This is a genomic window from Picrophilus oshimae DSM 9789 (assembly GCF_900176435.1).
Classification (GTDB): Archaea; Thermoplasmatota; Thermoplasmata; order Thermoplasmatales; family Thermoplasmataceae; genus Picrophilus; species Picrophilus oshimae.
In genome coordinates this window covers 358,617-383,015 of sequence record NZ_FWYE01000001.1, presented here as the reverse complement: position 1 = coordinate 383,015, position 24,399 = coordinate 358,617, and the positions used below count along the sequence as shown (strand labels likewise).

The 24,399-nt window shown below is 36.0% G+C and carries 23 protein-coding genes; 7 read left to right on the top strand and 16 right to left on the bottom strand.

The window, feature by feature from the left end; all coding sequences use genetic code 11:
• The first annotated feature begins 93 nt into the window (after nt 1-93).
• Nucleotides 94-582: a DUF367 family protein gene (locus B8780_RS02125; protein ID WP_236719354.1), complete on the top strand. Its 489-nt coding sequence runs from the start codon at nt 94-96 to the stop codon at nt 580-582.
• On the opposite strand, the gene B8780_RS02120 is transcribed toward B8780_RS02125, so the two are convergent.
• Genes B8780_RS02120 through B8780_RS02110 form a run of 3 tightly spaced genes read right to left on the bottom strand, consistent with a single transcriptional unit; the run spans nt 579 to nt 3,975 of the window.
• Nucleotides 579-1,991 (bottom strand): metal-binding protein, encoded by a 1,413-nt coding sequence (locus tag B8780_RS02120; RefSeq protein ID WP_084272487.1) that lies wholly within the window; start codon nt 1,989-1,991, stop codon nt 579-581. The two genes, B8780_RS02125 and B8780_RS02120, sit on opposite strands and share 4 nt — an antisense overlap.
• Nucleotides 1,992-1,999: 8 nt before the next feature.
• The gene (locus B8780_RS02115; RefSeq protein WP_084272486.1) at nt 2,000-3,028 is read right to left on the bottom strand and encodes an N-acetyltransferase DgcN family protein; all 1,029 of its coding nucleotides are present in this window, start codon (nt 3,026-3,028) and stop codon (nt 2,000-2,002) included.
• Nucleotides 3,028-3,975: a pyridoxal-phosphate dependent enzyme gene (locus tag B8780_RS02110; RefSeq protein ID WP_084272485.1), complete on the bottom strand. Its 948-nt coding sequence runs from the start codon at nt 3,973-3,975 to the stop codon at nt 3,028-3,030. Before B8780_RS02110 ends, B8780_RS02115 begins: the two co-directional genes overlap by 1 nt.
• Nucleotides 3,976-4,080: 105 nt before the next feature.
• On the opposite strand from B8780_RS02110, the gene rpiA reads away from it, so the two are divergent.
• Complete coding sequence (rpiA, locus tag B8780_RS02105) at nt 4,081-4,737, top strand: ribose-5-phosphate isomerase RpiA (RefSeq protein ID WP_084272484.1); 657 nt, start codon at nt 4,081-4,083, stop codon at nt 4,735-4,737.
• Between the two features lie 3 nt (nt 4,738-4,740).
• On the opposite strand, the gene B8780_RS02100 is transcribed toward rpiA, so the two are convergent.
• The 3 genes from B8780_RS02100 to B8780_RS02090 are packed head-to-tail and all read right to left on the bottom strand — an operon-like array spanning nt 4,741 to nt 7,641.
• On the bottom strand, nt 4,741-5,703 hold the full coding sequence (locus tag B8780_RS02100; RefSeq protein WP_084272483.1) for a phosphate signaling complex PhoU family protein: 963 nt from the start codon (nt 5,701-5,703) through the stop codon (nt 4,741-4,743).
• Between the two features lie 55 nt (nt 5,704-5,758).
• Nucleotides 5,759-6,475, bottom strand: a complete 717-nt coding sequence (locus B8780_RS02095; protein ID WP_011177368.1) for a hypothetical protein — start codon at nt 6,473-6,475, stop codon at nt 5,759-5,761.
• A 26-nt stretch (nt 6,476-6,501) separates the two neighbouring features.
• Complete coding sequence (locus tag B8780_RS02090; protein ID WP_011177369.1) at nt 6,502-7,641, bottom strand: geranylgeranyl reductase family protein; 1,140 nt, start codon at nt 7,639-7,641, stop codon at nt 6,502-6,504.
• A gap of 63 nt (nt 7,642-7,704) precedes the next feature.
• Between B8780_RS02090 and B8780_RS02085 the strand changes: the two genes are divergently transcribed.
• On the top strand, nt 7,705-8,748 hold the full coding sequence (locus tag B8780_RS02085; RefSeq protein WP_084272482.1) for a DUF763 domain-containing protein: 1,044 nt from the start codon (nt 7,705-7,707) through the stop codon (nt 8,746-8,748).
• On the opposite strand, the gene ribA is transcribed toward B8780_RS02085, so the two are convergent.
• Nucleotides 8,740-9,318, bottom strand: coding sequence for a GTP cyclohydrolase II (ribA, locus tag B8780_RS02080; protein ID WP_084272481.1), 579 nt, complete (start codon nt 9,316-9,318; stop codon nt 8,740-8,742). The genes B8780_RS02085 and ribA overlap by 9 nt on opposite strands.
• Nucleotides 9,319-9,507: 189 nt before the next feature.
• Between ribA and B8780_RS02075 the strand changes: the two genes are divergently transcribed.
• Nucleotides 9,508-10,053, top strand: coding sequence for a hypothetical protein (locus tag B8780_RS02075; protein WP_084272480.1), 546 nt, complete (start codon nt 9,508-9,510; stop codon nt 10,051-10,053).
• A 141-nt stretch (nt 10,054-10,194) separates the two neighbouring features.
• On the top strand, nt 10,195-11,094 hold the full coding sequence (locus B8780_RS02070; protein WP_011177373.1) for a 4-hydroxybenzoate octaprenyltransferase: 900 nt from the start codon (nt 10,195-10,197) through the stop codon (nt 11,092-11,094).
• On the opposite strand, the gene B8780_RS02065 is transcribed toward B8780_RS02070, so the two are convergent.
• Both B8780_RS02065 and B8780_RS02060 read right to left on the bottom strand, forming a co-directional pair.
• Nucleotides 11,091-11,954: an NAD(P)/FAD-dependent oxidoreductase gene (locus B8780_RS02065; protein ID WP_084272479.1), complete on the bottom strand. Its 864-nt coding sequence runs from the start codon at nt 11,952-11,954 to the stop codon at nt 11,091-11,093. The two genes, B8780_RS02070 and B8780_RS02065, sit on opposite strands and share 4 nt — an antisense overlap.
• A 35-nt stretch (nt 11,955-11,989) precedes the next feature.
• On the bottom strand, nt 11,990-12,781 hold the full coding sequence (locus B8780_RS02060) for a winged helix-turn-helix transcriptional regulator (protein ID WP_084272478.1): 792 nt from the start codon (nt 12,779-12,781) through the stop codon (nt 11,990-11,992).
• Nucleotides 12,782-12,859: 78 nt separating this feature from the next.
• Here B8780_RS02060 and B8780_RS02055 point away from each other — a divergent pair, with 78 nt between their 5' ends.
• Nucleotides 12,860-13,945, top strand: a complete 1,086-nt coding sequence (locus tag B8780_RS02055) for a M20/M25/M40 family metallo-hydrolase (RefSeq protein WP_084272477.1) — start codon at nt 12,860-12,862, stop codon at nt 13,943-13,945.
• A gap of 129 nt (nt 13,946-14,074) precedes the next feature.
• Nucleotides 14,075-15,112 (top strand): TrmB family transcriptional regulator, encoded by a 1,038-nt coding sequence (locus B8780_RS02050; protein ID WP_236719353.1) that lies wholly within the window; start codon nt 14,075-14,077, stop codon nt 15,110-15,112.
• Here B8780_RS02050 and B8780_RS02045 read toward each other — a convergent pair.
• The 7 genes from B8780_RS02045 to B8780_RS02010 all read right to left on the bottom strand — a co-directional run bounded on the left by B8780_RS02045 (nt 15,099) and on the right by B8780_RS02010 (nt 24,142).
• The gene (locus tag B8780_RS02045) at nt 15,099-16,817 is read right to left on the bottom strand and encodes a glucosidase family protein (RefSeq protein WP_084272475.1); all 1,719 of its coding nucleotides are present in this window, start codon (nt 16,815-16,817) and stop codon (nt 15,099-15,101) included. The two genes, B8780_RS02050 and B8780_RS02045, sit on opposite strands and share 14 nt — an antisense overlap.
• Nucleotides 16,801-18,714, bottom strand: a complete 1,914-nt coding sequence (locus B8780_RS02040; protein WP_236719352.1) for an amylo-alpha-1,6-glucosidase — start codon at nt 18,712-18,714, stop codon at nt 16,801-16,803. The genes B8780_RS02045 and B8780_RS02040 overlap by 17 nt, the downstream gene beginning before the upstream one ends.
• Entirely contained in the window at nt 18,698-19,798 is a 1,101-nt protein-coding gene (locus B8780_RS02035; RefSeq protein WP_084272473.1) for an ABC transporter ATP-binding protein, read from the bottom strand. The genes B8780_RS02040 and B8780_RS02035 overlap by 17 nt, the downstream gene beginning before the upstream one ends.
• 4 nt (nt 19,799-19,802) lie before the next feature.
• The gene (locus B8780_RS02030; RefSeq protein WP_084272472.1) at nt 19,803-20,669 is read right to left on the bottom strand and encodes a carbohydrate ABC transporter permease; all 867 of its coding nucleotides are present in this window, start codon (nt 20,667-20,669) and stop codon (nt 19,803-19,805) included.
• A gap of 5 nt (nt 20,670-20,674) precedes the next feature.
• Nucleotides 20,675-21,379 (bottom strand): carbohydrate ABC transporter permease, encoded by a 705-nt coding sequence (locus B8780_RS02025; protein WP_236719351.1) that lies wholly within the window; start codon nt 21,377-21,379, stop codon nt 20,675-20,677.
• 230 nt (nt 21,380-21,609) lie between these two features.
• The gene (locus tag B8780_RS02020; RefSeq protein ID WP_084272470.1) at nt 21,610-22,932 is read right to left on the bottom strand and encodes an extracellular solute-binding protein; all 1,323 of its coding nucleotides are present in this window, start codon (nt 22,930-22,932) and stop codon (nt 21,610-21,612) included.
• A gap of 940 nt (nt 22,933-23,872) precedes the next feature.
• Complete coding sequence (locus B8780_RS02010; protein WP_084272468.1) at nt 23,873-24,142, bottom strand: hypothetical protein; 270 nt, start codon at nt 24,140-24,142, stop codon at nt 23,873-23,875.
• Nucleotides 24,143-24,399 lie beyond the last annotated feature (257 nt).

Here is a 24,399-nt window from a genome sequence, read left to right as displayed (position 1 = left end):
TTTAATAAATGTTTTCATTGATTTATAAAATATTATCCATGGAGTATTAAATTATAAACACTGAATTTATATACAATGACATATTTGAATACCGTGATATATTACGTGGATTTCCACATGGACGATCCAAAAAAGGCAACAATGAGGAAGCTTGAGCGCTTTAGCCTCGCAAGGCACATACCATTAAAAGCAATCGGTAAAAAGATCGTTTTAACACCGTACAGCGAAATATATCTAAATAACAAAGATTCAGGGCTTTACAGTGCCTATGGCCTCTGCATTCTTGAAACCTCATGGAATTCAATAAATGATATATCAAGAATAAGGCCATTGAATGCAAGAAGGCTCCCATTGCTGCTGCCTGTAAACCCCGTGAACTATGGAAGGCCTGGAAAACTATCATCGGTTGAGGCCGCTGCCGCCGCTCTTTACATTCTTGGCAGGCATGATGAGGCTTCTAAGATTCTTGAAAAATTTTCATGGGCGCAGACATTTTTAAGTGTAAACATGATGCCATTATCTGATTATGAAAGATGCAGAACCCAGGAGGATATAAAAAAAACAGAGGATATGTACTTTTAGGATATCCTCTCCCATTTATTATTGTTTAATTTGTAAATTCCTGAACTGTACTCATTGAATATTTTAAATATATTATCCCTGTACATCTCTGGAACCTTTGATAATATACTATTTTCATATGGCATTATGTGAATGCCTGCAACATGATTATAGTCATTATCATTAATTATGCCTATTCTTGATTCTGTATATTTTATCTCATCAGGATCAAGCCTCAGCCTTGCCTTTTTTAACCTTCTTGGAAGCAATCTTATATCGTTATTGGAATACCCTATCTCCCCTGGGTCGCCGTTGTTTGCAAGAATGAAGAGCAGTATGCCAAGGCATTTTGTGCATTTACCGCATGGAACTATCCTTCCGTCCTTTATATGGCATGAATGGCATGATCTCTGGTTCAAAAACAGATCATGGTACCTTTCCATTAGTATTTTTTCCTCAAGGCTTCCTGTTATTGGATAAACTATTGAATAAACATCTATGTCTTTGCCAGTTAATTTAAAATAATCGGTCATCATATCGTTGAAATCAACGGTTTGATCGAATATACCATAGTAATACTTCATACCGTGGAATAACTTCATCTGCCTGGGATCATCGAATTCATCCCCCATAACTATGTTTCCAATGCCGTATTTTTTCATAAATGGTATCATCGAGAATATATATACAGGAAATATAAAGACCTGTATTGGATAGTCGTCTGCCCTTATATTAATTTTTGATTTATCAATAATTTTTAATTTTAGATTCATAAACTTATAGAATCTATCCACATTTGACCAGATCTTAAAAACGTTCTTGAAATGCCTTGAATAGTAATCATAGGCTGTTTTTGCGGTCAGCCAGTGTGAACCGGATTCTTCAAAGTAAAATGCGTAGGTTTCAGCACCAATCTCGTTTAAAATGCCATAGCCAAGAAGGCTTTCCTTGCCCCCAGAAGACATTATGGCAACCCTGTTTTTATTGGTTTCAAATCCCTTATTATTTGGCCTTGCATTTGCATTTAAAACTGTTATTCCACTGGCATTCTTTTCATTTATATCAGAATCATCTGGTATGTATTCATTTAATATAAAATCATACCTGCGGTTTATAATTTTGTTTATAAAAACCTCATGATTGTTTATTTTTATGAATCTTTCTATTAAACTTTTATCCTCGTATGACAAATCAAAGTTCAATGTGATTTCCCTTGAGAAGTAGGCATAGTTTATAACAGGCATTGTTAGTATAAGCCCTGCTGTTGACTCATCAACGTCTATGTCATCATCGTAGCTAAAAATAATCTTAAAATCATCCCTTGAACCATCAGCATTTTCTATGCCTATGCTTCCGTATATCCTTCTACTTGTTATATTTAATACGGAAACAGTGATATTTTTAAAAGAAATTACACTTTCAGCGTACATAAAAACACTTAAAGGCTTGCAATTACCTCTCTCATGCGCTCAAATTCTTTGAGTGGATCAAAGACCGGTATATTATACCTTTTTTCCAGGCTTTCCTTTTCAGACTGGACCTCATCGTCTGTCATATTTTCCCTGTTCAGTGATATCGCTATAACAGGTTTATCTGATATTAACTCAAGAACCTTTATGTATCTTTCAAGAGGCGGTATCTCAAATTCCGGGAAGCCATCGTAATATTTCCTCTTTGGTGCATGCTGAAGTATTATTGCATCCGGTCTAAGTGCACCTATGATCTCAAAGCCTCCAGGATAAGCCGGATGTATTATCGAGCCCTGGCCCTCAAGGAACATGTAATCCGGCCTTTCCTCATCCCAGGCCTTTAATGTTATGTATTCAAGAGAGCCGGCAACAAAATCGTTTATTATCGAGTCCATAACAACGGTGTACTTAAATCCCTGCATCCATGATGTTTGCCCTGTGCCTATCATTACTGATTTTTTACCTGCATTGTTTATGGCCTCGTTCAGGTATATGGCAGTCGTTCTTTTTCCTATTGCGCTATCGGTACCAAGAACCGCTATCTTTTTTGATTTTACATCCTTTATTCTTCCGGTGAACGAGTATTTATATGATTCAAACATCTTTCTTACATCGATTAATTTAACATTGTATATCTTGGCAAGCTTTCTAAACTCCGGGTCATCGCTCAGGTATTCATGCAGTCCGCTTACAATGTTCATTCCCATTGATATTGCCTCTTTTATGTACTTTCTGTACTCGTTTGGTATAAAACCGCCATCAGTTGCAACACCTATTATCATTGTATCCGATCCAAGGTTGTGTGCCTCCTTTATTGATGATATAACAGGAATATTATTTGGCCTGCCCATTAAAAGCATGCCGGCATCCATGCCATGGTACCTTGAATCTATAACAGATGTTATATCGTACCTTTTACTGTATCTTACAAGACCATTTGCGGTCTTTCCATAGGTTGTTGTAAAAAAACCCTCAGCCAGTAAAGTTGCCCTATCCATTAGTGATCACGACCTGTTATAACTATAACACACTCATCGTTATTTTTTAATACCCTCGCCGCGGCAACGGCCGCAGATGCCGATGCGGGCAAAACAGAAAGTCCATTCATCTTCATTAAATGTGATGCATTTATCATTTCATCATCATTTACATAGAATGCGTAACCGTCCGTATCATAGAGTGCATCAAGGGCCTTTTGCCCATCGTATGAGCGGTAAGCCACCAGGGGCTCATTTACGTTTGTTTCCCTTATTTTTTCCTCGCTTAATTCCATTATTTTTTTGGAACCATTCATGTATGATTCTACTATTGGATTACCGCCAGAGGTGCTTGCTGCAATGAATCTCGGGACATTTGAGGCGTATCCATAATCGTAAAGGGCCCTGAAGCCATAGTATATGCCTGCAAGGGTTGTTCCATTGCCAACGGGCACGGCTATGTAATCCGGGGAATGGCCAAGCTGTTTATATATCTCTATTGCTATTATTGAATATCCTATAATATCGTAAACATCATTCCTTGAACCGGGGCTTGCATCATACCATCCATTCCTCTCTGAGATCTTATGGAACAATTCAACGATCTCCTCGTACTTGTAAGGATATTTTATTACCCTTGAACCGTTTGCAACCATCTCCTTTGATCTAACATTTGAATAGTACTCAGGTATTCCTATAACAGCATCGATGTTATACTTTCTTGAATAATACGATATCGATGCCCCGTAATTGCCGCAGGTTGCAACAGATACAGTTTTCATTCCAAGAGACAGCGCCCTCTTAACATGGTTCTCAGAAATTCTGTCCTTCTGCGTGCCAGTTGGATTTGCACCCTCATATTTAACAAAAACCCTATCACTGTCAATTATACCTCTGAGGTAGGCTCCTGATAAAAGTGGACTACCTGGAGGCTTTTCCTCTTCAAGTGAACTGATTATTTCGTTCATCTCTTTTCCTTAAGGTGTTAGCAATAATGATTATTTAAAGTTTTCTTATTGATTATCGCACTATATAATTAACAAAAATCTTATCCAATATTATAATTAACAAACATGTTTGAAAATGAAAAAAGGATGGCCGCCATGGAGGCCCTGAAATTTGTCAGGAACGATATGCGCATAGGTATAGGAACAGGCTCAACGGCATACTACTTCATTGAGGGTTTATCAGAGCTTGTTAAAAATGGCCTGAGGATAACCGGAATTCCAACATCGAAGAAGAGCGAGGAACTCTGCAGATCATTCAATATACCGGTCGATTATAATATAAAGGATATAGACATAGACTTCGATGGTGCAGACGAATTCGATCCATATGGAAACCTAATAAAGGGTGGTGGCGGCGCACTTGTGCGTGAAAAGATCGTTGCATACAACAGCAGGGAATTCTACGTTCTTGTCGACCATTCAAAGTACTCTGAAAGGCTTCATAAGTTTCCGCTGCCCGTGGAGGTACTTCCATTTATGAGTGAAAAGACCCTTGAAAACATAGAGAGGCTTGGATGCAGGGCATCATTCCGCGATGATAAAAAATTCATAAGCGACAATGGCAATTACATAATAGACTGCGTTTTTAGTTATACAGACCCGGAGCTTGAATCACAGATAAAGATGATACCTGGCGTTGTTGAGGTTGGAATATTCAGGCATCTTGCAACAAAGATCTTTCAGGGAACAATTGATGGCTGCAGAATAATAGATGTTAAATAATATTTAAATTGAGATCTCATCCCTGGATGAAAAGACCGAATCAAGTGAGAGCTCTGCTATGTCGGTTGCATAGAGGCCTATCCTTGATATCTCCTCGGCAGATAATGATACGGTCATGATGTCCTGTGTGCTGCTCAGAAAGAGCAGATCCTTTCTGGAATTATAAATCTCCTGTTTTTTCGATATAATACTGTTTATTGATTTGTATTCATTTGAGTAAAACATTGATATGGCCTCCTGAAAGATATTAAAGGCCTCTTTAAGGTTTTCAACGATCTTTGCCTTTGGTATTTCTATATTTCTTTTTCTGTTTATCCATATTGAACAAAGATTTACCGCATGATCCGCTATTCTCTCCATTATCCTTGATAACAAAAGATAAAATATGTTATCATCATCCATTGAGATCCTTGATTCTCTATATATGTACCATTGAAACCTGTCTATCTCATCATCCCTTGCTATTACATTGTTGAGAAGGTTCTCATCATCATCTGTTATACCCTTTATAACATCACCTATCATTGATTCAACATTTAATGACATTCTCTTTATTGCCCTGTTTAACGGCATTGAATCAGATTTAACAACATTTTGCAGAACAATTCTGTTTGAATCCTCCTCAAAGATCTCAATGCCTATGACTAGCTTCGCAAAGTTTTTTATTGAGTTTCTTACCTTTTCATTTATGTAAAATGGGCTTGATATAACCATTGAATCATAACCGGCTATGTATCCGGAGATCAAATATCTCTGTATATCCTCATCCTTTGGTATTCCGTTTATTATCAGCTTTTTTATCTTTTCATCCTTTTTTGATGTCTTTGTGTATATTGTTATACTATTTCCCTGTTCATCTATAAAAACCTCGTCTCCCTTGCCCAAATTGTTCTTCTTTATCCATTTTGACGGTAGCGAAACTATGTAGGTTGAGCCGCCTGTAAGTTGAATCCTTCTTGATACCATATATAGAAAAATGTTATTTTATATATCTATTTATCTATTCACATAGTTTATATTGTTACCTGTCCTTATTTATATCGTTCCTTTTTGCAGATCTCTGTATATAGCTTGCAAAGAAGACACCGATCAGGTAAAGAACTATCACTATGAGCAGGTATTTAATCAATATTGCATACGTTGCATATGTATAAAGTGAGGATTCACTGGTATTTACAGGCCCAACGCTGTCTATGTAATAATTCTTATTAACCTTGTAAACAACATAATATAGGCCCCTGGGAAGATTAACAGTGTAATACATACCCCGCATGCCGTCAATGGATATTGCATTGCTTGAATTGTATGTAATATTAAACCTGCAATTAGACGTCTCTGATATAATCTCTAGATATGAATTATTTAATGAACCGTTATAGCTTGTTAATGCCGTTATGTTATGTAAACCTGTGTATCCTGAGTATGGCACTATGATCGTTTCAACCTCAGTACCGTTTATATTTGCCTTTTCTGTTCCGCCCAGCGTGTAAATATAGTTTGTATATATTCCACCGAAGATCATGGTTATAAGTATAATTATTATTGCACCTGCAAGCAGCCTTTGCCTTAATTTATAAAGACCAAGAAAGTGCATTATTAAAAATATGAATACCGGCAATAATATAACAAGGTAAACTGCGTATGGAACATATATTGAAAGCGTGAATACACCAGCTCCAAGAAGGACTGAGAATATTATTGAAAAGAGGCCTCTATTCTTTTTTATATACTGGTTCATTCTATTAAGAAAGAAAACATAATATATTAAAGTGATCCAACTATATATCTAAATATCTGGGGCCTCCTCAAAAGTATTGATATCGCTATTTTTGATGGATAGTCTATGTCTCCAAGCCTGTTTATCTGCTTTATTATTGGTCCAGAGCTGAGTATATCATACAACCTGTTAAGTGCCCTGTCATTTACAGTAAGTCTTGAAAAAACGTCCTGAATTTTTGAATCTATGTAAAGCTCACGGCCTATCTCTGATCTCCAGAGTTTTTGATAAAGGCTCATGGATTTTTCTGAGAAGTCCTCTCTGTCAATTATTGATTCAGCTGCAATGGCCGCATTTTTTCCTGAGATCATTCCTGTGTATATTCCACCACCTGATAGCGGCTTTACTATGCCGGCAGCATCGCCAACAAGCATGTACCTTTTTCCGTATGTTTTCTTTAAATATCTTATCGGTATTGGGCTTCCGTTTATTCCAAGAATTTTATCATTGAAATTTTTATTTATATTTTTAAAGTATTTTATCGCGGTATCATGATCGGCGCCAACCCCTATTCTGGTTATATCGCCTGAAGGTACGGCCCAGCCAAAAAATCCCCTGCTGCTGGATGAACCAAGGTAAACGTTTACATCATCCTGGTCATCCATTTTATAAGATGAATCAACCTGGTATGTTGATATTATCCTTGACGGCCTCTCATTTGATAATAACCTTCTTACTGTGCTGTTCACACCGTCAGCGCCTATAATGATTTTTGTTTTCTCCTCCTGTATTTTTCCATTCTCCCTGAACTTAACAGATGCAAAATCATCGTTTACAGATGCATCAATGGCCCTTGCATTTATTCTCAGATCGGTTCCATTTTCTATTGCCATGGCGGCAACATCCTTGTCAAACTGATCCCTGTACATTACTATTGTTTCCTCATTCTTTGATACATGTATATATTTATTATTTGGAAAGTAGACATTTGCGCCATGAACCTTATTTATCATTGATCTGCTTCTTACCATACTAAAGACCCTTTTTGATACAAGCCCGGTGCATTCAACCGGCTTTCCTATCTCCCTATGCTCCTCAAGCTGAAGCACATCAAAGCCCTTTTTTGATAATAGATATGCAGCGTATGAGCCCGCAGGACCGGCACCAACAATTATAACATCCCTCACAGATGTTAAATGCAAATTTAATATAAATAGTAAAGCTTTTATTTATCGAAGATAATTTATTATATGGATAGAACAGGCACCTCTGTGATGCCACTTCACTACGGCCATCCACCTGAATACCTTTATAAAAGGATGGTTAAATTATCCGGAATACTATCAGATATTATTATAGATAATTTTGGAACAAGGAAACTTCTTGAAAATTTAAGTGATCCGTACTGGTTTCATTCATTTTCACTTGCCATTGGTTTTGACTGGAACTCAAGTGGAACAACAACAGCAACCTTGGGCGCAATGAAGGAGTATTTAAATAAAAAGGATGATATTATAATACTTGGTGGCAAGGGCCGCCACATCAGAAATATTAAAAACGAATTCGATGAAATAGAAAGATCAGGCAATGTAGATAATAAAGATCTTTACAGGGTAATGAAGGGATCAAGGCTCTCTGGAATAACAGATAATAAGCTATTACAGGATTCATTTGATCTATACATACAATTTATCATAATGGATTATCATGGAAATTATACTGTTATAAATCAGGGAATGAACACTGATCTCGGCCTTGCCAGAAGATACCACTGGATAAATCCAAATGATTTTTACAACGGTTCAAGGAGCGGTATCTCTGGCTATGAAAATAAAAATGTTCTTGATCTATCATCAATTGAGAGCGAAAAAAACAGGATGGACATGATTGATGTTATACATGATATGCCAAAATATGATAAACAGAGGACCCTGGACAACTTCAATGAAAGACCGGAACTGGACCTTAATTATAAAATAGAATGGAAGAAACTTAAAAAGATATATGATTACAACCCAGAGAACTTTGATGATTTCATAAAAATAAAGGGCCTCAGCAAATCCACGATAAGGGCCATCTCATACCTTGCAGAGATAATATACGGCGATAAACCATCATATAAGGACCCTGTAAAGTTTTCATTCTGTCTTGGCGGAAAGGATGGGGTGCCAAAACCTGTAAATGTAAGGGATTATGACATTTCAATAGATTTTTTTAAAGATGCAATAGAAAAAAAACCATATGATGCACTAAAAAAAATTTCGGAGTTAAGCTTTATGCTGAGCTCAAAATAGATGGCCCATCCTCTCCTTTTTTGTCTCGAGATAAAATTCATCAAACTTTGTTGGTGGTATTATTATTGGTATCCTCTTTGTTATCTTTATGCCGTGCTCCTCAAGGTATTTTAGTTTTTCAGGATTGTTTGTTATAAGCTGGATGCTCTCTATGTTAAAGTACTTTATTACATCAACGGCATAATCGTACTTTCTCTCATCCACGGGAAGGCCCTGCTCAAGATTTGCCTCAACTGTGTCAAGTCCCTGATCCTGTAAATTGTATGCCCTTATCTTGTTTAAAAGGCCTATGCCACGTCCCTCCTGTCTCATGTATATTAGCATGCCGTATGGCTGGCTTCCTATGTATTTTAGTGATTCTATAAGCTGGTCACGGCAGTCACACCTCATTGAGCCAAGGACATCACCGGTTAGGCACTCGCTGTGTATTCTAACCGGAACATCACTTTTGCCTCTCACATCACCATGAACTATAACCGCATGATCCTTGTTCTCATCGTTCTTGAAAACGTATATTTCGAAGCTGCCAAACCTTGATGGCAGCCTTGCCTTCGAATAGAACTCTATCATTTAAATCGATAATAATATATTGTAAATATAAAAGATTATCTAAAATACTTTTTTATAATTGATATAATTACGGTTTATAAATTATATATTCAATATATAATATTTATATTATGATATTTTCTATCGTTCAATTGTTAAAATCATTTATACAAAAATTTATATAGATGACAAAATTTACTCACTGATAGCATGAACAAGAAGAGGTTATATGTATTATTTGCAATAATCATAGTTGCACTCCTTCCTACAGCAGTCTTCGCAAGCGTTGTTATTACAAGCACACATGCGATTTCAGTTTCAGGGGAGGCTCCAGTTGTTTATATGGCACAGGGACCAAATTATAATACGGCAAATGCAGATGGTTTTATATATGCACCGGTAACAGGATCGCCCTTAAACATAACCAGCGGTACAACAATTGATGTTAATACCACTGCCGGTGCTGGTGCTGTTTATCTTTTGAACGTGCTTTACATAAATTCAACGGTTGCAGGCACACTGTACATAAATGGAACGCTTCCATCAGGCGTCACGATATATATTACAACATCACCCGCAACAGTTTCAGGCTCGGCATCATCAACAACATTGTCTATAAATGCAACTGCATACACTCTTGGAACCCCAATAAAATTATCTGGATCATCAACAAGCACATACACACTTTATGTGAGCTTTGAGCTTTCAGGAACCGCAACAGGATCAGGTGCCCTTGCACTGAACTATTACAGCTAAATTTTTTAATTTATTTTTTTAATTTAATAAACCAGTAAACCTAAAATCATAATTTTTGAAAATTTGTCTTAAATAATTATAAAGCGTAATATTTCAAACTTTTTTAAACAATATTTATAAGGGGTGAAAAAATCCTGAATCGTGTACTGGGACCCTGGTGGAGTCAAGAATAAACAGAGCAAGTTCTATATTACGCTTAGATTTCTTAGATTGGAGCAGACATTATTCAGCCTGCCAATGGCCTATCTTGGCGCATTCCTTGCGGCCAGGGGGATACCATCAATAAGATTATTGTTATTGATATTTGTTGCATTATTCTTTATAAGAATAGCAGGGATGACAAATGACAACCTTGCCGATCGCTTCATTGATGCAAAGAATCCAAGGACAAGGACAAGGCCAATGGTTACAGGCGTGATAACCGTTAAGGATGCATACACAATGATAATCATCGGTTTAATAGGCTATTTTGCATCCGTTGTTTTCATAAGCAAGGTTGCACTTGCACTAAGTCCAATAGGTGCACTCGTGATAATGAGCTATCCGTATATGAAAAGATATACATCATTTGCAAATTATCAAATAGCATCGATTCAGGGTTTATCTGTCATGGCAGGTGCCATATCTGTCCTTGGAAACCATGGGCCTTTATATATAATATACAGAATACCATGGCTTTTTGTCTTTGCGACTGTATTCTGGGCCCTTGGCTTCGATCTTTACAATCATATACCTGACATGGACTATGATCGTGAAAACAATTTGCACAGCTTTGCCGTGCTTCTCGGCAAAAAGGCATTAAAATTTGCAGGTATAAATCAAATAATATCTGTATCCCTTGCCATTGCGGCAGACATTGTTTATAAATTATACTTTATATCATACACGGCAACAGCACTTCACGGTATAATAATGCTTGCGGCATTCATTTTTGCTTATAAAGGCAATTTTGGCAGGGCCTTCTATTATAATATATATGCATCAATTGTGCTGGCCCTTGGCATAATAATAGATGCGGCTCTGGGTTTCCCTGCATTTTAAATATATGTTAGAAAGCCCATTTTACCACGCCTTATTTTATAATAATAATGGAGGAACTCCTTCATGTAATGAACGTAAATACCTTTGCTTATTCTTTCAGTATTGCCATTCCAGGGCCTTGTGCTCTTTATTCTAAAGGCAGATCCATTATATGTATCAATGATATTTATAAATACCGGTTTAAATTCGTAATTAAGTCCGTTTATAAGATCGGCAACATACCTTCCGTGTCTCATGGATAGCTCGCCAAGCTTTGGCCAGGAATCTATTACATCGCCTATGGCATAAACGTTATTATTCAATCTGAATTTTGAATCGGTTCTTAAAAAATCTTTAAACAATGGATTTGGCATGCACTTCGGTATTTTAAAATCATATCTTTCAGAGAATTCAATGCCGTTTCTATCCATTATGCTCTTTATTGCAGAGCTTATCCTGTTGCCAAGGAAATTCATGTAATTTCCATGGTATTTTACATTTTTACCAAGATATTTTAAATAAAAGAGCTCCTGTATTAATATATAATCATCAAAATCATTTTCAGAGGCCAATGATATATTATCCTGATTTTCCAAATATTCAAGGAACCTTATCTGGTCTGTTCTTGAGCAGCCAAGGGCTATTACAAGATTTTTATAATTGTATTCATTTTTATCAGTTTTTACAAGATTCTCTTCAAATTTTATATCGATTACATTTTCATTTAATATATTTTTCAATTCTATCCTTTTATAACCATGTGATTTGTAATAATTAAGATATTTTTTATTGCTTATTAATACCTTGCTTTTTGATTTTATATTATAAAATGCGTTTAGTCCGGAATAACCGGACCCAAGAACAACGACATCGAAATTCATTAAAATTGTAATTTTAATGGCCTTTTAAATTTTTATCAATTAATTTCATTGAAATCATCATAAAAATCGTATTCGTATATTACCATTACATCAATATTTTTATCTATCTCACGGCATTTATTTATTATCTGTTTTGCCCCGCTTAAACTCTCGGAGAAGCAAATGGAAATTCCTGACTTAAGATCATTTACATTAAAAAGTGTGATATCCTCAACTATTTTTGATACCGCCTTAAAATTCATTGTGAAGAGTCCAAACAAAACAATATCTGTCTTTGATAGATCAAGTATTGGTATTATTGAAATTATATTCTTTTTAAGCATGTAATTGATCCTGCGCTTGACAAAGTGATACCTTAAATTAAGCTCCTGGGCTATTTCAGATGCCGATCTTCTTGGATTCTTCCTTAGGCTTTCTATTATGCTGTTATCATATTTATTCAGTGATGGATGATCATCCATGACCGGTATATACCTCATGGCTGTTGGACCAAGCTTCCCGGATGCCTTTTTTATATTTTCAGACACCTCGTCATCAGAATCACCATAGAAACCGTATATCGAAAGCTCCTCAAGACATTTTATCTCTGTAAAAACATGGTCATTGTAAGAAGATGAGCCCTTAAATGCTGCAAAACCAACCTTCTTATTATATACTGCAGGATTAACGTGAAGCACAAATTTTTTTATTATGCCATTGCTAACAAGCTTATCAAACCGGTACTTTAAAACCTGTGGCGATATGTTCAGCTCCGTTGATATCTTTCTCTGCTGCACCCTTGCCTCCTGAAGGTAATAAAATATGATCTTTCTGTCAATCTCATCCATTGAAAAGTAAATAATTATACATTTAAATTTTTATCTATGCCATGGGAACATTTATAAAAATTATAATTATTGCATTATATGAATATCAACGATTTCTATAATTATGAAGAAAGCATGTTAAATGATCTTAAAAGATTAATAGAGATGGAGACACCTTCTTATAATAAAAACCTGCTGGATGGATTTGCATCATATTTATCTGGATACATAAAGGATCTTATCGGTATTGATCCAGAGATTATAGAATCAAAGGAAAATGGTAATGATATAAAACTGTATATAAATAAGGGCTCCGAAAAAAATATTTTGCTGTTATGCCATTACGATACCGTTTTCGACGAGGGAACAGTAAATAAAAGACCTTTTAAGATCATTGGCGATAGGGCATATGGCCCCGGGATCTTTGATATGAAGTCAGGGATCATAGAAACATTATACGCTTTAAAATTCGCATTGAACGAACTTAATAAAAGCGTGGTGCTTCTAATAACATCAGATGAGGAGATCGACTCAAAATTTTCCAGGCCGATAATAGAGAACGAGGCAAGAAATGCATGTTATGCCCTTGTTATGGAGCCATCATTAAATGGAATGTTAAAAACAGAGAGGAGCGGTGTTGGCACAATAAAAATAACAGTTCATGGAAGATCGGCACATGCCGGACTCGATCCAGAGAAGGGCATAAATGCAATATACGGTCTTTTTGATCTTATACCATTAATAAAATCCATGAACAATAATAAAAGGAAATTAAATCTCGATATCGTTCATGGTGGAACAAGATCAAACGTTATACCTGATACCTGCTATGGCATCCTCGATTTAAGGTTTAACGAACCAGGTGATGATCAGTACGTTATAAAAAAATTAATGGAAAATCACGGAATAGATATAAGCTATGATATAAGGCCGCCAATGGTAAAAAGCAAAAAAACCGATGAATTAATGGAAAAAATAAAAAGGATATGCATTGAAAATAATATAATAATAGGAGAGGCCTCAGTTTCAGGTGCAAGTGATGGCAACTTCTGCTCATATTACTGCCCGGTAATTGATGGTCTTGGAACCGTTGGGGACGGCGCACATTCAGACAGTGAATACATATTTACAAAAAGCCTTCCGGAGAGGTCGTTCCTCTTATATATGATACTGAAAAATATTTAAAAACATTGATCTTTCTTAATCATTTTATGTTATGATTTTTTTAATTTCTAATATATTTATTATAACATTATTTATATGCAATTCTCAATTAGTATAAAATTATATTATTATATTTTCAATATTCCTGCTATGCCAGCGAGATCTGATGGATCAGGCCATTCTGATATAATATCTGTTTTGCAGGATATGGGTCTTACGGAAAACGAATCCAGGGTTTATATCCTGCTCCTTGAGCATGGCAGCATGACCGCACAGGATATATTAAACTATCTGCCACTACGCCAGCCACAGCTTTATGACGTAACAGCAGGCCTTGAGAGGAAGGGCTTTATCAATATACTCCTTGGAAGGCCAAAGAAATATGAGGCCATAGAACCAGAGGCCGTTGTTGAGGCCAGGGAGCAGATACTAAACAGGAACAGGGAGTATTTTCTAAACTGGGCAAACATTGCAATCCAAAACAGGCACGAAAAAACCGCGCTCATCAATGCAAAGAACATTAAAAGCGTGATAAACAACTCAATAGAGCTAATAAACAATGCAAATGAAACGCTGGAAATAGAAACCACCTGGGAGCTATACAATTATATAAGGGATCCAATAATTAGAAAGCTCAAAGGCGGATGCCGCATTGAGATTATGTTCTTTGGCAATGATATTAAAACTGAAATGATAAAAAACGAATTTTCAGGCATGGAAATCGATATAAAATATATCATGCCAGGGCAGTTTTTTGCAGTCATCTCTGATGAAACAAATTCCGTTTTCATGCCACGTGGTGTGGCAATGAATATAAACATGGAAAGGTATGGCTATATTATAAAAGATAGGGACATGTCATGGTTCATAACCCATAACTTTTTCACTGGCTGGTACAGGGCAATGGAAATATTAAAGATGCCGTTGATAAGGCCATATAAATATTCATCACAGAGGATACTAATAGGTGATTTAAAGGGCCTAAATGGAATAAATATCAATGGCGTGCTGGATGGATCATTCCGCCTTACAGGAAAACGCTTTCATGAGCAGGGGTCCATAACAGGAATAAATCTGGACAGTGATGTCATAAACTTTGTTTTTGAAACAAAAAATGGAAAATTTACTGTTGGGGGCTACGATTCACAGCTTGAGGATGTAATAATGAGGTATTTTAATATAAATTAAAATTGTATAAAACACTGCCAAACCTTAATTTTTCAAGCCGTGCATGCCCAAGGCCATGGTTCTTCAACGGTGATGATACAGGTTTTCCATTCTCTATTTTTATGCCAAATATTCCGCTGGCAATGGACTCTATGTATAACGAACCAGACCAGGCCTGTAGAAAGCATCCATGACTGTTATTTGAAATCTCCGGGCATGAGCCTGGTGAGAACCTTTCAAATGAATTATTGAGCTTTTCCAGGCAGTAAAGTGCATTTTCTGAATCTTCATATGCTGCCGCGGCAATTAAAAACATTCCTGTATTCAATGGCATTGTATTCCCGGATCTATCAATCATAATACCAGAATCAGATTTCATCGATGATAAACCTCCGTTGTAATCTGCAAACATCCTGTACTGATTATTTGTTGCCAGATTTGAATAAAATGGCAGTATTGAAGTCCAGAAGCCATGGTCATAGGGCGTATTGTCTATTATCCTGTTTGCAAAGGTTTTTTTCTCATTTAACCAGAAATTATTTATGATCTTTTTAAGCCCATCTATTTTTTCACCCGGATTTAAAACATCGATCATATTAAGTATCTCTTCGCTATCGCAGTTTTTAAAATCCATCAATTCCTTTAATGACATGATTGTGAACGTTATTGTATCTATGTCAATGCCGGAGCCCGCGCCAGGATCCTCCATAATGCCGCGGCCACTATAACCATGCTCCATGATATAATTAAATGATTCACCTGCAGTTTTTATTAAATGCAGGTTTTCTTTTAAATTCCATGAAAATTTAATGTACCTAAAAACTGCATATGGATAAAGTGCCGTTTCCTCAAGATCACCATCATTGTATATCTTTCCACTTTGCAGTATTTCATGCGGTATTTTACCGGACCTGCTGAACCTTGCCAGAATGTTCAGCGATCCACGTGCAAGGTTAAAAAAACCCGAGTAAAGCATGCCATTTATTGAAAGCATGCTGTCTATACCGAAGTACCATGGAAAGTCAGGCTGCCCTGCGGTTAATCCGTATCCTATTCCTGGAATAATCATGGAGAGCCTTATTAGATTTTCCTTGGCCATTGTAAAATTCCTTGGCATGTTCCCCTCTGATTTAAGCACTGAAAACCTATTGATATCACTGTAATTGTTTACAGGTATCTTATTATTAATGTTAAAATAATTATATATTTCAACTTCTGAGGATTTTTTAACATCAATTTTTAAAATACCATCTTTTAAAATAAATGGATTTCCAGTTCTTATTTTTATTCTTGTATCGGTAAACATCTGGCTTGAAATTGTGATTAAATGCTTTTTCTCAAGTATCCGTGTATCGTTTATACTGAACCAGGTGTTTAATGGCATTAATTCCATGATAAGTTCAATATTATAATTTTTCATGCTGTTTATTTTTATCCTGAAAATGCTGTTTTTATCAAACCAGAATTTAAGCAATAGATCATCATTATGGAATTCAATGCCGGATGAATATAAAATGACCCTTTTGGGCTTAACGATTTCATTACCATTTAAAATGTAGACGTTCTTTAAAGCACGCACGGGCGGAAACCAGAGCCCATTCATGTTGCCAGGTATGTGATATCCAATGGAATCGGGCATTAAATCCAGGAATCCTGTAAAATAGGCTTTCATTGATGAGATTGTGTACGGTTTATGATTTGGTTTATAATCACCTATTATCCTCATTTACATCACTCATCTTTATTTCAATTATGGAATGATAATCATGGTTAATGTAAACATCATAGAATTTATCCCTCCATATTAAATTATGAATTTTTACATAATCCCATGATTCAGGTATGTTTTTGCACTCAAAGTTTTCAGGTTTGAAATCCAGGGAATTTATGTTAAGCATTCCCTGCATTAATGATAATACAAACATTGATGATGACCAGCCCTGGGCGAACTGACCCGTTGGTGTAAAGCTAACCGGATCGTATGTTTCATTTATTCTTCCCGGATCATTCGCAGAGAACGCGGCATTAACAAATGTTTTTAGCGCATTAAAGGCCTCATCTTTAAGACCATTGTTATATGCAGATAGTACGAACCATCCTGTCATTAACGGCCATACCGTTCCTGTATGATATCCGCCGTCGTACATTTCATCGTAGACGGACATTGATCTTAAACCCCATGGCGTAAACATCCCTGGTATAAGGTCTCTGAGCCTTTTTGAAATCCTTTGATCCATTAAAAATATGCCCGGCACAAACTGCATGGCACTTTTTATTTCATGTGCTTTTGAATCTATGAAATCTATGCTCATATACTCATTAAAGAAAAGCGATACATATCTCTTCAATGCATAATCGTATTCATCATTTCTGTAATATTTAAGAACCTCAATCCAGAGTGCATTTATGTCAACGGTCTTTCCATTCCTTATGTTTGCCCATGTCTCAGGCCAGCCTATCAAACCTTTCATAAAATCGTTTTCCAGAAGAAGATCGTTGTCAGAATCACAGCTATATAGAAAATCAAGGACATTCTTTATATCATTATCATCAAAATCAGATTTATACCAGTTTTTAACAGATTCATTTACAAGGAGCCATAGCAGGCTGCTGTCTATTGACATGTACATTGTGTTAAATTTTGTATTATTTATTGAATAATTCTGATCCATAATATTACCGAGACCTATCTCATGTGGTATCCTTCCTTTGTCCGAATATTTGAATAGCAGACGCATGTGCTTTAAGGTTAGTTCCGTTAATCCTATCTGATTTGCTGCAAGGGCCATCCAGAGACCATCCCTGCCAAAAAACCATGAGTAAACAGGAAACCCGGCGAACCAGCCACTACCATTTTTTGTCTCGCTGTAGAACTCAAGGATATCGTGCTTGGCCCATAGAAAGAGCTTGTTAAATTCAAAGTCCGGCGTTTCAAGTATTACAGTTTTTTCTATAATATTATGATAATTCAATGTATCATCAATATCATCGGAATAAACATCACTGTCCGATACTATAATCTCCGCATCTGAAAATGATTCAATATCAATGTAAACAAAATTATTATAGGAATCTATTTTGGTGTTTCCAGAGCACAAAACGTTTATTACTGTTTTTGATATGTTCGATGATATATAAACAGTGTTTTTAGCAATTTTTACATCAATTTTATTAAAAACATCACATGATGGCCATGCCCTTGTATGCCCTATTTCAAATTTAAGCCTGACTTTTGCCTTATAATCTGAAATCAGCTGTATATGCAGTGAACCGTCATTTTCAGATATATAATCCAGCCTCTCAAGATTTAAATATTCCCTGTATATGTATCCAAGGCCGCGCACATACTTTAAAAATGCATCACCCATTGATTTATTATTTATATATCCATCAACGGAGGCAAGATGGTTTACATCATTTTTCCAGTATCCGGTCCTTGATCTATGCATGTCAGACCTGTATATAACGCCATTTATATATGATATAAAATGTGCCTTTGATCCCTTGACCATGCTGTAATTAAATGAATCCATTGCATTATTTTTTACCTTAATCCAGTGCCTAATATCGGTGTAATTATCGTCCCAGTCCAGATTCCTTGCCTCCTCAATTAGATCTCTCAACGTTTTTGAAACCACCGTATTCAACCTCCCTTATAATTGAACCGCTATCTGCATTGAAAACATACAGTTTACCTGGCTTTATACTTAAATATATTGTATCACCATTTTTAAAATCCTTTATATATGATTGCACCTCTTCCTTTGGTATAACAGCCCTTACAGGTGAATCATCGATGGTGGCGTGCACCTCAATGTTTAATCCAGAATTTATATAATAATCAAATGCTGCCGGTATTCCGTGTTTTTCTGACAGTCCAAGTATCTCGGGCCTTATTCCAAGGTATGCATGGCCATTTAAATCATCATCAATGTCTATTGAAAAGTCTTCAATAATTAACCTTGAATTTTCCATCTCGCATTTGATTATATTCATCGGTGGATTTCCTATAAAACCCGCAACAAAAACATTTAACGGGTGTTCATACAGGTCATCTGGTGTGCCTATCTGCATTATATTGCCCTGGTTAAGCACAAGTATCCTATCGGCAAGGGCCATTGCCTCGTCCTGATCATGGCAGACATAAACTATTGTTTTTTTAATTTTTTCATGGAAGGATCTAAGCTCTCCAAGCATTTCCCTTCTTAGCTTGGCATCAAGATTCGAGAGCGGTTCGTCCATTAAAAACACGGATGGGTTCCTTATCATTGCCCTTGCCATGCCGACACGCTGCTGCTCTCCACCTGACAGCTGCCTTGGATACTTTTTTAAATGCTGTTTTATATGAAGCATCTCGGTAACATCATTGACCATTTTCTTTATCTCATCCTTTGGCACATGCCTTATCTTTAAATTTAATGATATGTTGTCAAAAACTGTCATGTGCGGATAGAGTGCAAAGTTCTGAAAGATCATTGATATATTCCTGTCTGAAGGATAAAGATCTGTTACATCATTGCCATCTATGTATATTTTTCCTGAATCTATTGGTATTAATCCGGCTATGCTTCTTAGGAGTGTTGTCTTACCACTTCCTGACGATCCAAGTATTACAAAGAATTCGCCGTCATTTATTCTTAAATTAAAATTCTTTAATATTTCATTGCCACCATAACTTACATTTAGATCTTCAATGTCTATACCCATAAAATCACCTTGAGTAGTTTAATGAAATGCCGCTTATGAAGTACTTTTCAAAAACGATGAAGATCACTATCGTTGGTATTATTGTCAATATGTTTACAGTCATCATCTGGTTCCAGTATATCTGCGTTCCATTGGCACCCTTAAAGAAATTGAGCACCAGAGGTAATGTAAACATGTGCAGGCTGTGCACCTCCATGAGCGGCCATAAAAAGTTATTCCATGAGCCTATAAATGAAAATATTGTTGCAGCTGCAATTGCTGGCTTTGCCATTGGGGCACTTACCCTGAAGAAGATCTGCCATGGTTTCATACCATCTATCTTTGCTGCAAGTTCCACCTCCTCAGGTATTGTTAAAAAATACTGCCTCATTATAAAAACATCGAGTGCGGATGCTATCTGCGGAAGTATTAATCCCTGATAGGTGCTGAGCCAGTTTAGATCAAGCATGAAAACATATGATGCTATTGATATAACAGGAAAAGGTATCATAAGCGTTGCAAGGACTGAATAAAATAGATAGGTTCTTCCAGGGAATCTGAGCCTTGCAAATGCATAGCCAGCAAGCATTCCCACAAAAACGCTTCCAATAACGACCGCAATTGAAACAAAAACACTGTTGAAATACCAGAGCGGAAAATCTCCAAAACCCCAGACGGTCTTTAAATTAATTATAAAATATGATGGGCTTGTTTTGCTTAACGGGTTCATATCAGGCGGGAAATTTGCAAATATGCTATTTCTAAATGATTTTATCACAGTCCAGTAAAATGGTATTAAATATATTACTGCAAGCAATATTGAAACAGTATATATTATGTACATCTTTAAAGTTTCGCCAGCATATATTTTTCTTCTTTTTTTCCAGAACACTTTTATCACCTTCTATCCGTTATTACTTTTCTCTGTGTTACTGTAAGAATCATTATTATCACAAAAAGCACGAAGGATGCCGCTGCTGCAAGCCCAATATCACCAACGTAAACAAAGGTTCTATTATATATGTACATTAATGGTACATATGTTGCCCTTGCGGGACCACCATCCGTTATCACATAGATCTGGTCAAATAGCTGCATTGCACCTGTAAGACCGAGTATAACAACCAGTATAGTGGAAAACCTCATCAATGGAAAATATATGTATCGAAACCTCTTTATTCCTGATTTTAAACCATCTATCTTGGCTGCATCCATTATCTCAGATGGTATTGATTGAAGCCCTGCAGAGTAAACTATCATAAAGTACGGTGCCGTTGTGAATATGTTCATTGCCATTATTGCCGGAAATGCATAGGTTGTGCTAAAAAGCCAGTTATGCGGTGGTATGCCAAAAAACGATAGGAAATAGTTTACAAGCCCCGTGTCAGAGAATACCCATATAAATATAATGGACATTGATACCGGGGAGACCACGGCAGGTATAAAGACTATTGCCCTTGCAATTCTGCTTATCCTTGATGCTGTGTTAAATAAAAGTGCATATCCAAACGCAAGGAATGTCTGAACGGTCACGACAACAGCGGTGTATATCAAAACATTTATCAATGCCCTTATAAAGGCCGGGTCCCTTATGACATCCATATAATTTGATGCACCAACGAAATAAATACTGTGAAAAAATGGGTTGTAATGGAACAGGCTTATTGCAAAAGAATAAAAAGCGGGAAAAAATGTGAAAACAGTAATAAAAAACATAAGGGGGATTATAAAAACAATACCCGTGAGCCTTTCAGGGTCTTTCCTTTTTTTCTTATCCCCGACATTTATTTTCTTATTTTCATATACATTTGAATCCATTAAAATCACTGAACCTAAAGGGTTGATGTTCCTTTTAGATTTGCATTTGTCTCGTTTATTATCTCATTATATGCCTGCTCAGGTGTAATCTTTCCTGCAAATAGGTCAACGATTATGCTGTGTGCTGTGCTTTCTGTCACCTGGAAGTTTGTTGTATTGTAGTTCCAGCCATAGGCATTCGGGAACTGCTTACCGGCAAAGCTCTGTATCGGGAAATTTGTCTTGTACCAGCTGCTCTCCAGTATTGACGTCCTTGATGGAAGTGCCAGGCCCTTTGAGACCCAGAGCTTTTCTCCTGCAGGTCCTGTAAAGAACATTACAAACTGCTCCGCTATCCATCTCTGTGTTGATGTTAAATGGCTGTTAATTGCAAGCCCAACATTGAACATCATTGTTGCGTTCTGAACATCATATGGCATGAATGCATATCCAACGGCAGACATGTCATTTTTAAATGCAGAGCCATTTTCCTCAAGAACAGGTACAGTCCATGTGCCTGTAACTACCATGCCAACCTTGCCAGATGCAAAATCACCGCCGTTCCAGCCGGCACTAAGATTGCTGTTCAGGCCTGCCAGGCCACTTGAATAAAGGCCGTACCATAATTTTATTGCAGTTAAAAGTCCATTGCTGTTTGATGATGCACCATCGCCCATGGCATTTATCCACTGGCCCTTTGCCTCATGCATAAAGGCAAGTATCCTGGCAAACTGCGGCCCAAGAACCATTGGATAGTATCCCTTGCCATTGCCTGGTAGCATGCTTTCATTATCTTTGAGCAAAACCAGCGTCTTATGAAAATTCGTCCAGTTCCAGTTTGTATAATTTGTTGGATATGGAACATGCTCTGCATTGAAAATATTCTTGTTAAAAAGTACAAATAGCGGACTCCAGTCCTTTGGTGCGGCATAAAGCTGATCATGCTGCATAAAGGTATCAAGTATCTGTGGTGCGAATCCACCTATATTGTATGTGCTATTTGACGTAAGTACTGGACTCAGATCCATTAAATAACCGCCCTTGACAAATTCAGGTAATATGTCATTCTCCATATAGAAGACTCCTGGACCAGAGTTTGATGAAAGCTCGGTTTCCAGAGTACCATAGTAATTTGTAGTTATTGGAACAAATTTTACGGTGACATTTGAGTGCATGTCATTAAAGGTTTTTACCATCTGTAAATCAAATGTGTATTCTGCACCACTGGAGACCCAACCGGAGAAAACAATGGATGCTTTTGCCGGTTTACTTGTTATACTATGATATTCAACCCCACCAGCTATGGCTGCAACCACAATAATAACAACTATAATGGCTATCAAGGTCTTTTTTTCCATTTCATCCCCTCAGTAGTTTATACTAACTACTATTAGTATATAAAAAATTCAGTATTTAAATATTTCTATCTGGATATAATTTTAAATTAATATATATCGAAATATTTAGATGAAATATTTTTTTATAAACCTGTATATTATAGATAAAATAATTTGTCTTGTAGTATAAAAATAAGGATAATTGAAAATATTAAAATTGATGCATCTTGAAATCCTGTAATTTAAACCACAATTAAATATTTAAATATATAATTTGTATTGCAAGGTGGTATTATATAGAAAGCACCTTTTACCAAATACCCTGGAGTGCATTGAAAATATATTCAATAGAACCATGGATACAGATAATCTTTTACATTCCATGAATAAAAAAGCTAATATTCTGATATTAGGACAGCTAAGGACAATATAAAAATTGGGATTACATGATAAATATACTTCCCAGGTTTAACCATTTTTAAATATATTCTACAATTTCATATGCTTTCTTCTTAAACGGTTATACAAAAAATAGACGCCAAGGGCGGCTAATAAAACGAAGTGAACTTGTAACCAATTGAATTATTGTGGTTAAACACAATAAGATAAAAGACTCCTAACACTACTGCCATTATTAGAAGAACTGCAATGGTAATTGAGGCAATAAAGTATTTTAAATTTGTTCCATTAATAATAGCAACATACACTTGAATAAAGAGTTTAGGGGCAAATTTATTATTTCTATTTTCTTAGATGCTTCGGCCCTTTTGCTTTGATAAATTTTTACTTTATTCGCATCGAGGTCTATCCTGGATTCATAGATTATTTTACCTTGCGGGTCTATTTCCCTAACTTTTCTTATTATCACAATTTAAAATTAAGATCTTATATATTTCTGTTCATAGGCCTGCCGCAGGAAATACGTAGTCTATAATTAGACAGCTGGTTATTTATTCTGGCGTTACCGGTAGAATTTATATCTTTTACCTCTATTTTTTATCTTGTATATTTTTATTACACCACCAAGTGAGATTAATGCTACAGAAAATGGAATTCCATAATCTTGAGCATTAAGCGAACCATAAAGGATCATACTTAAAGAAATCTCAAAAAGTATAATATTTAAAAATATAAAAGGAATTGAAGTAATAAATACATATGAATCCAGAATCAAAACTGCCGTTAGAAGAATAACTCCACTTAATATGAAAAATATTCTCTTTAATTTCATGTAAACACCATAAAGAAATTTGAATTTATATCCCCATCAATTATCTGTTTCCAGTTTACAATTGTTGATGGTTCATCCTTATATTTAATTATAGTAACACCTTCTGTAATTTTTTATCACCTGATTTATATTCCTCTTTATGAGGTACCTCAATTTTTACTATTTTTCTACCTTTTGCACCCATAGAATCTCCACACGCCATAATATCTTAATTAAAATTGCATATATATTGTATTCATTTGAATAACCTGTAAATA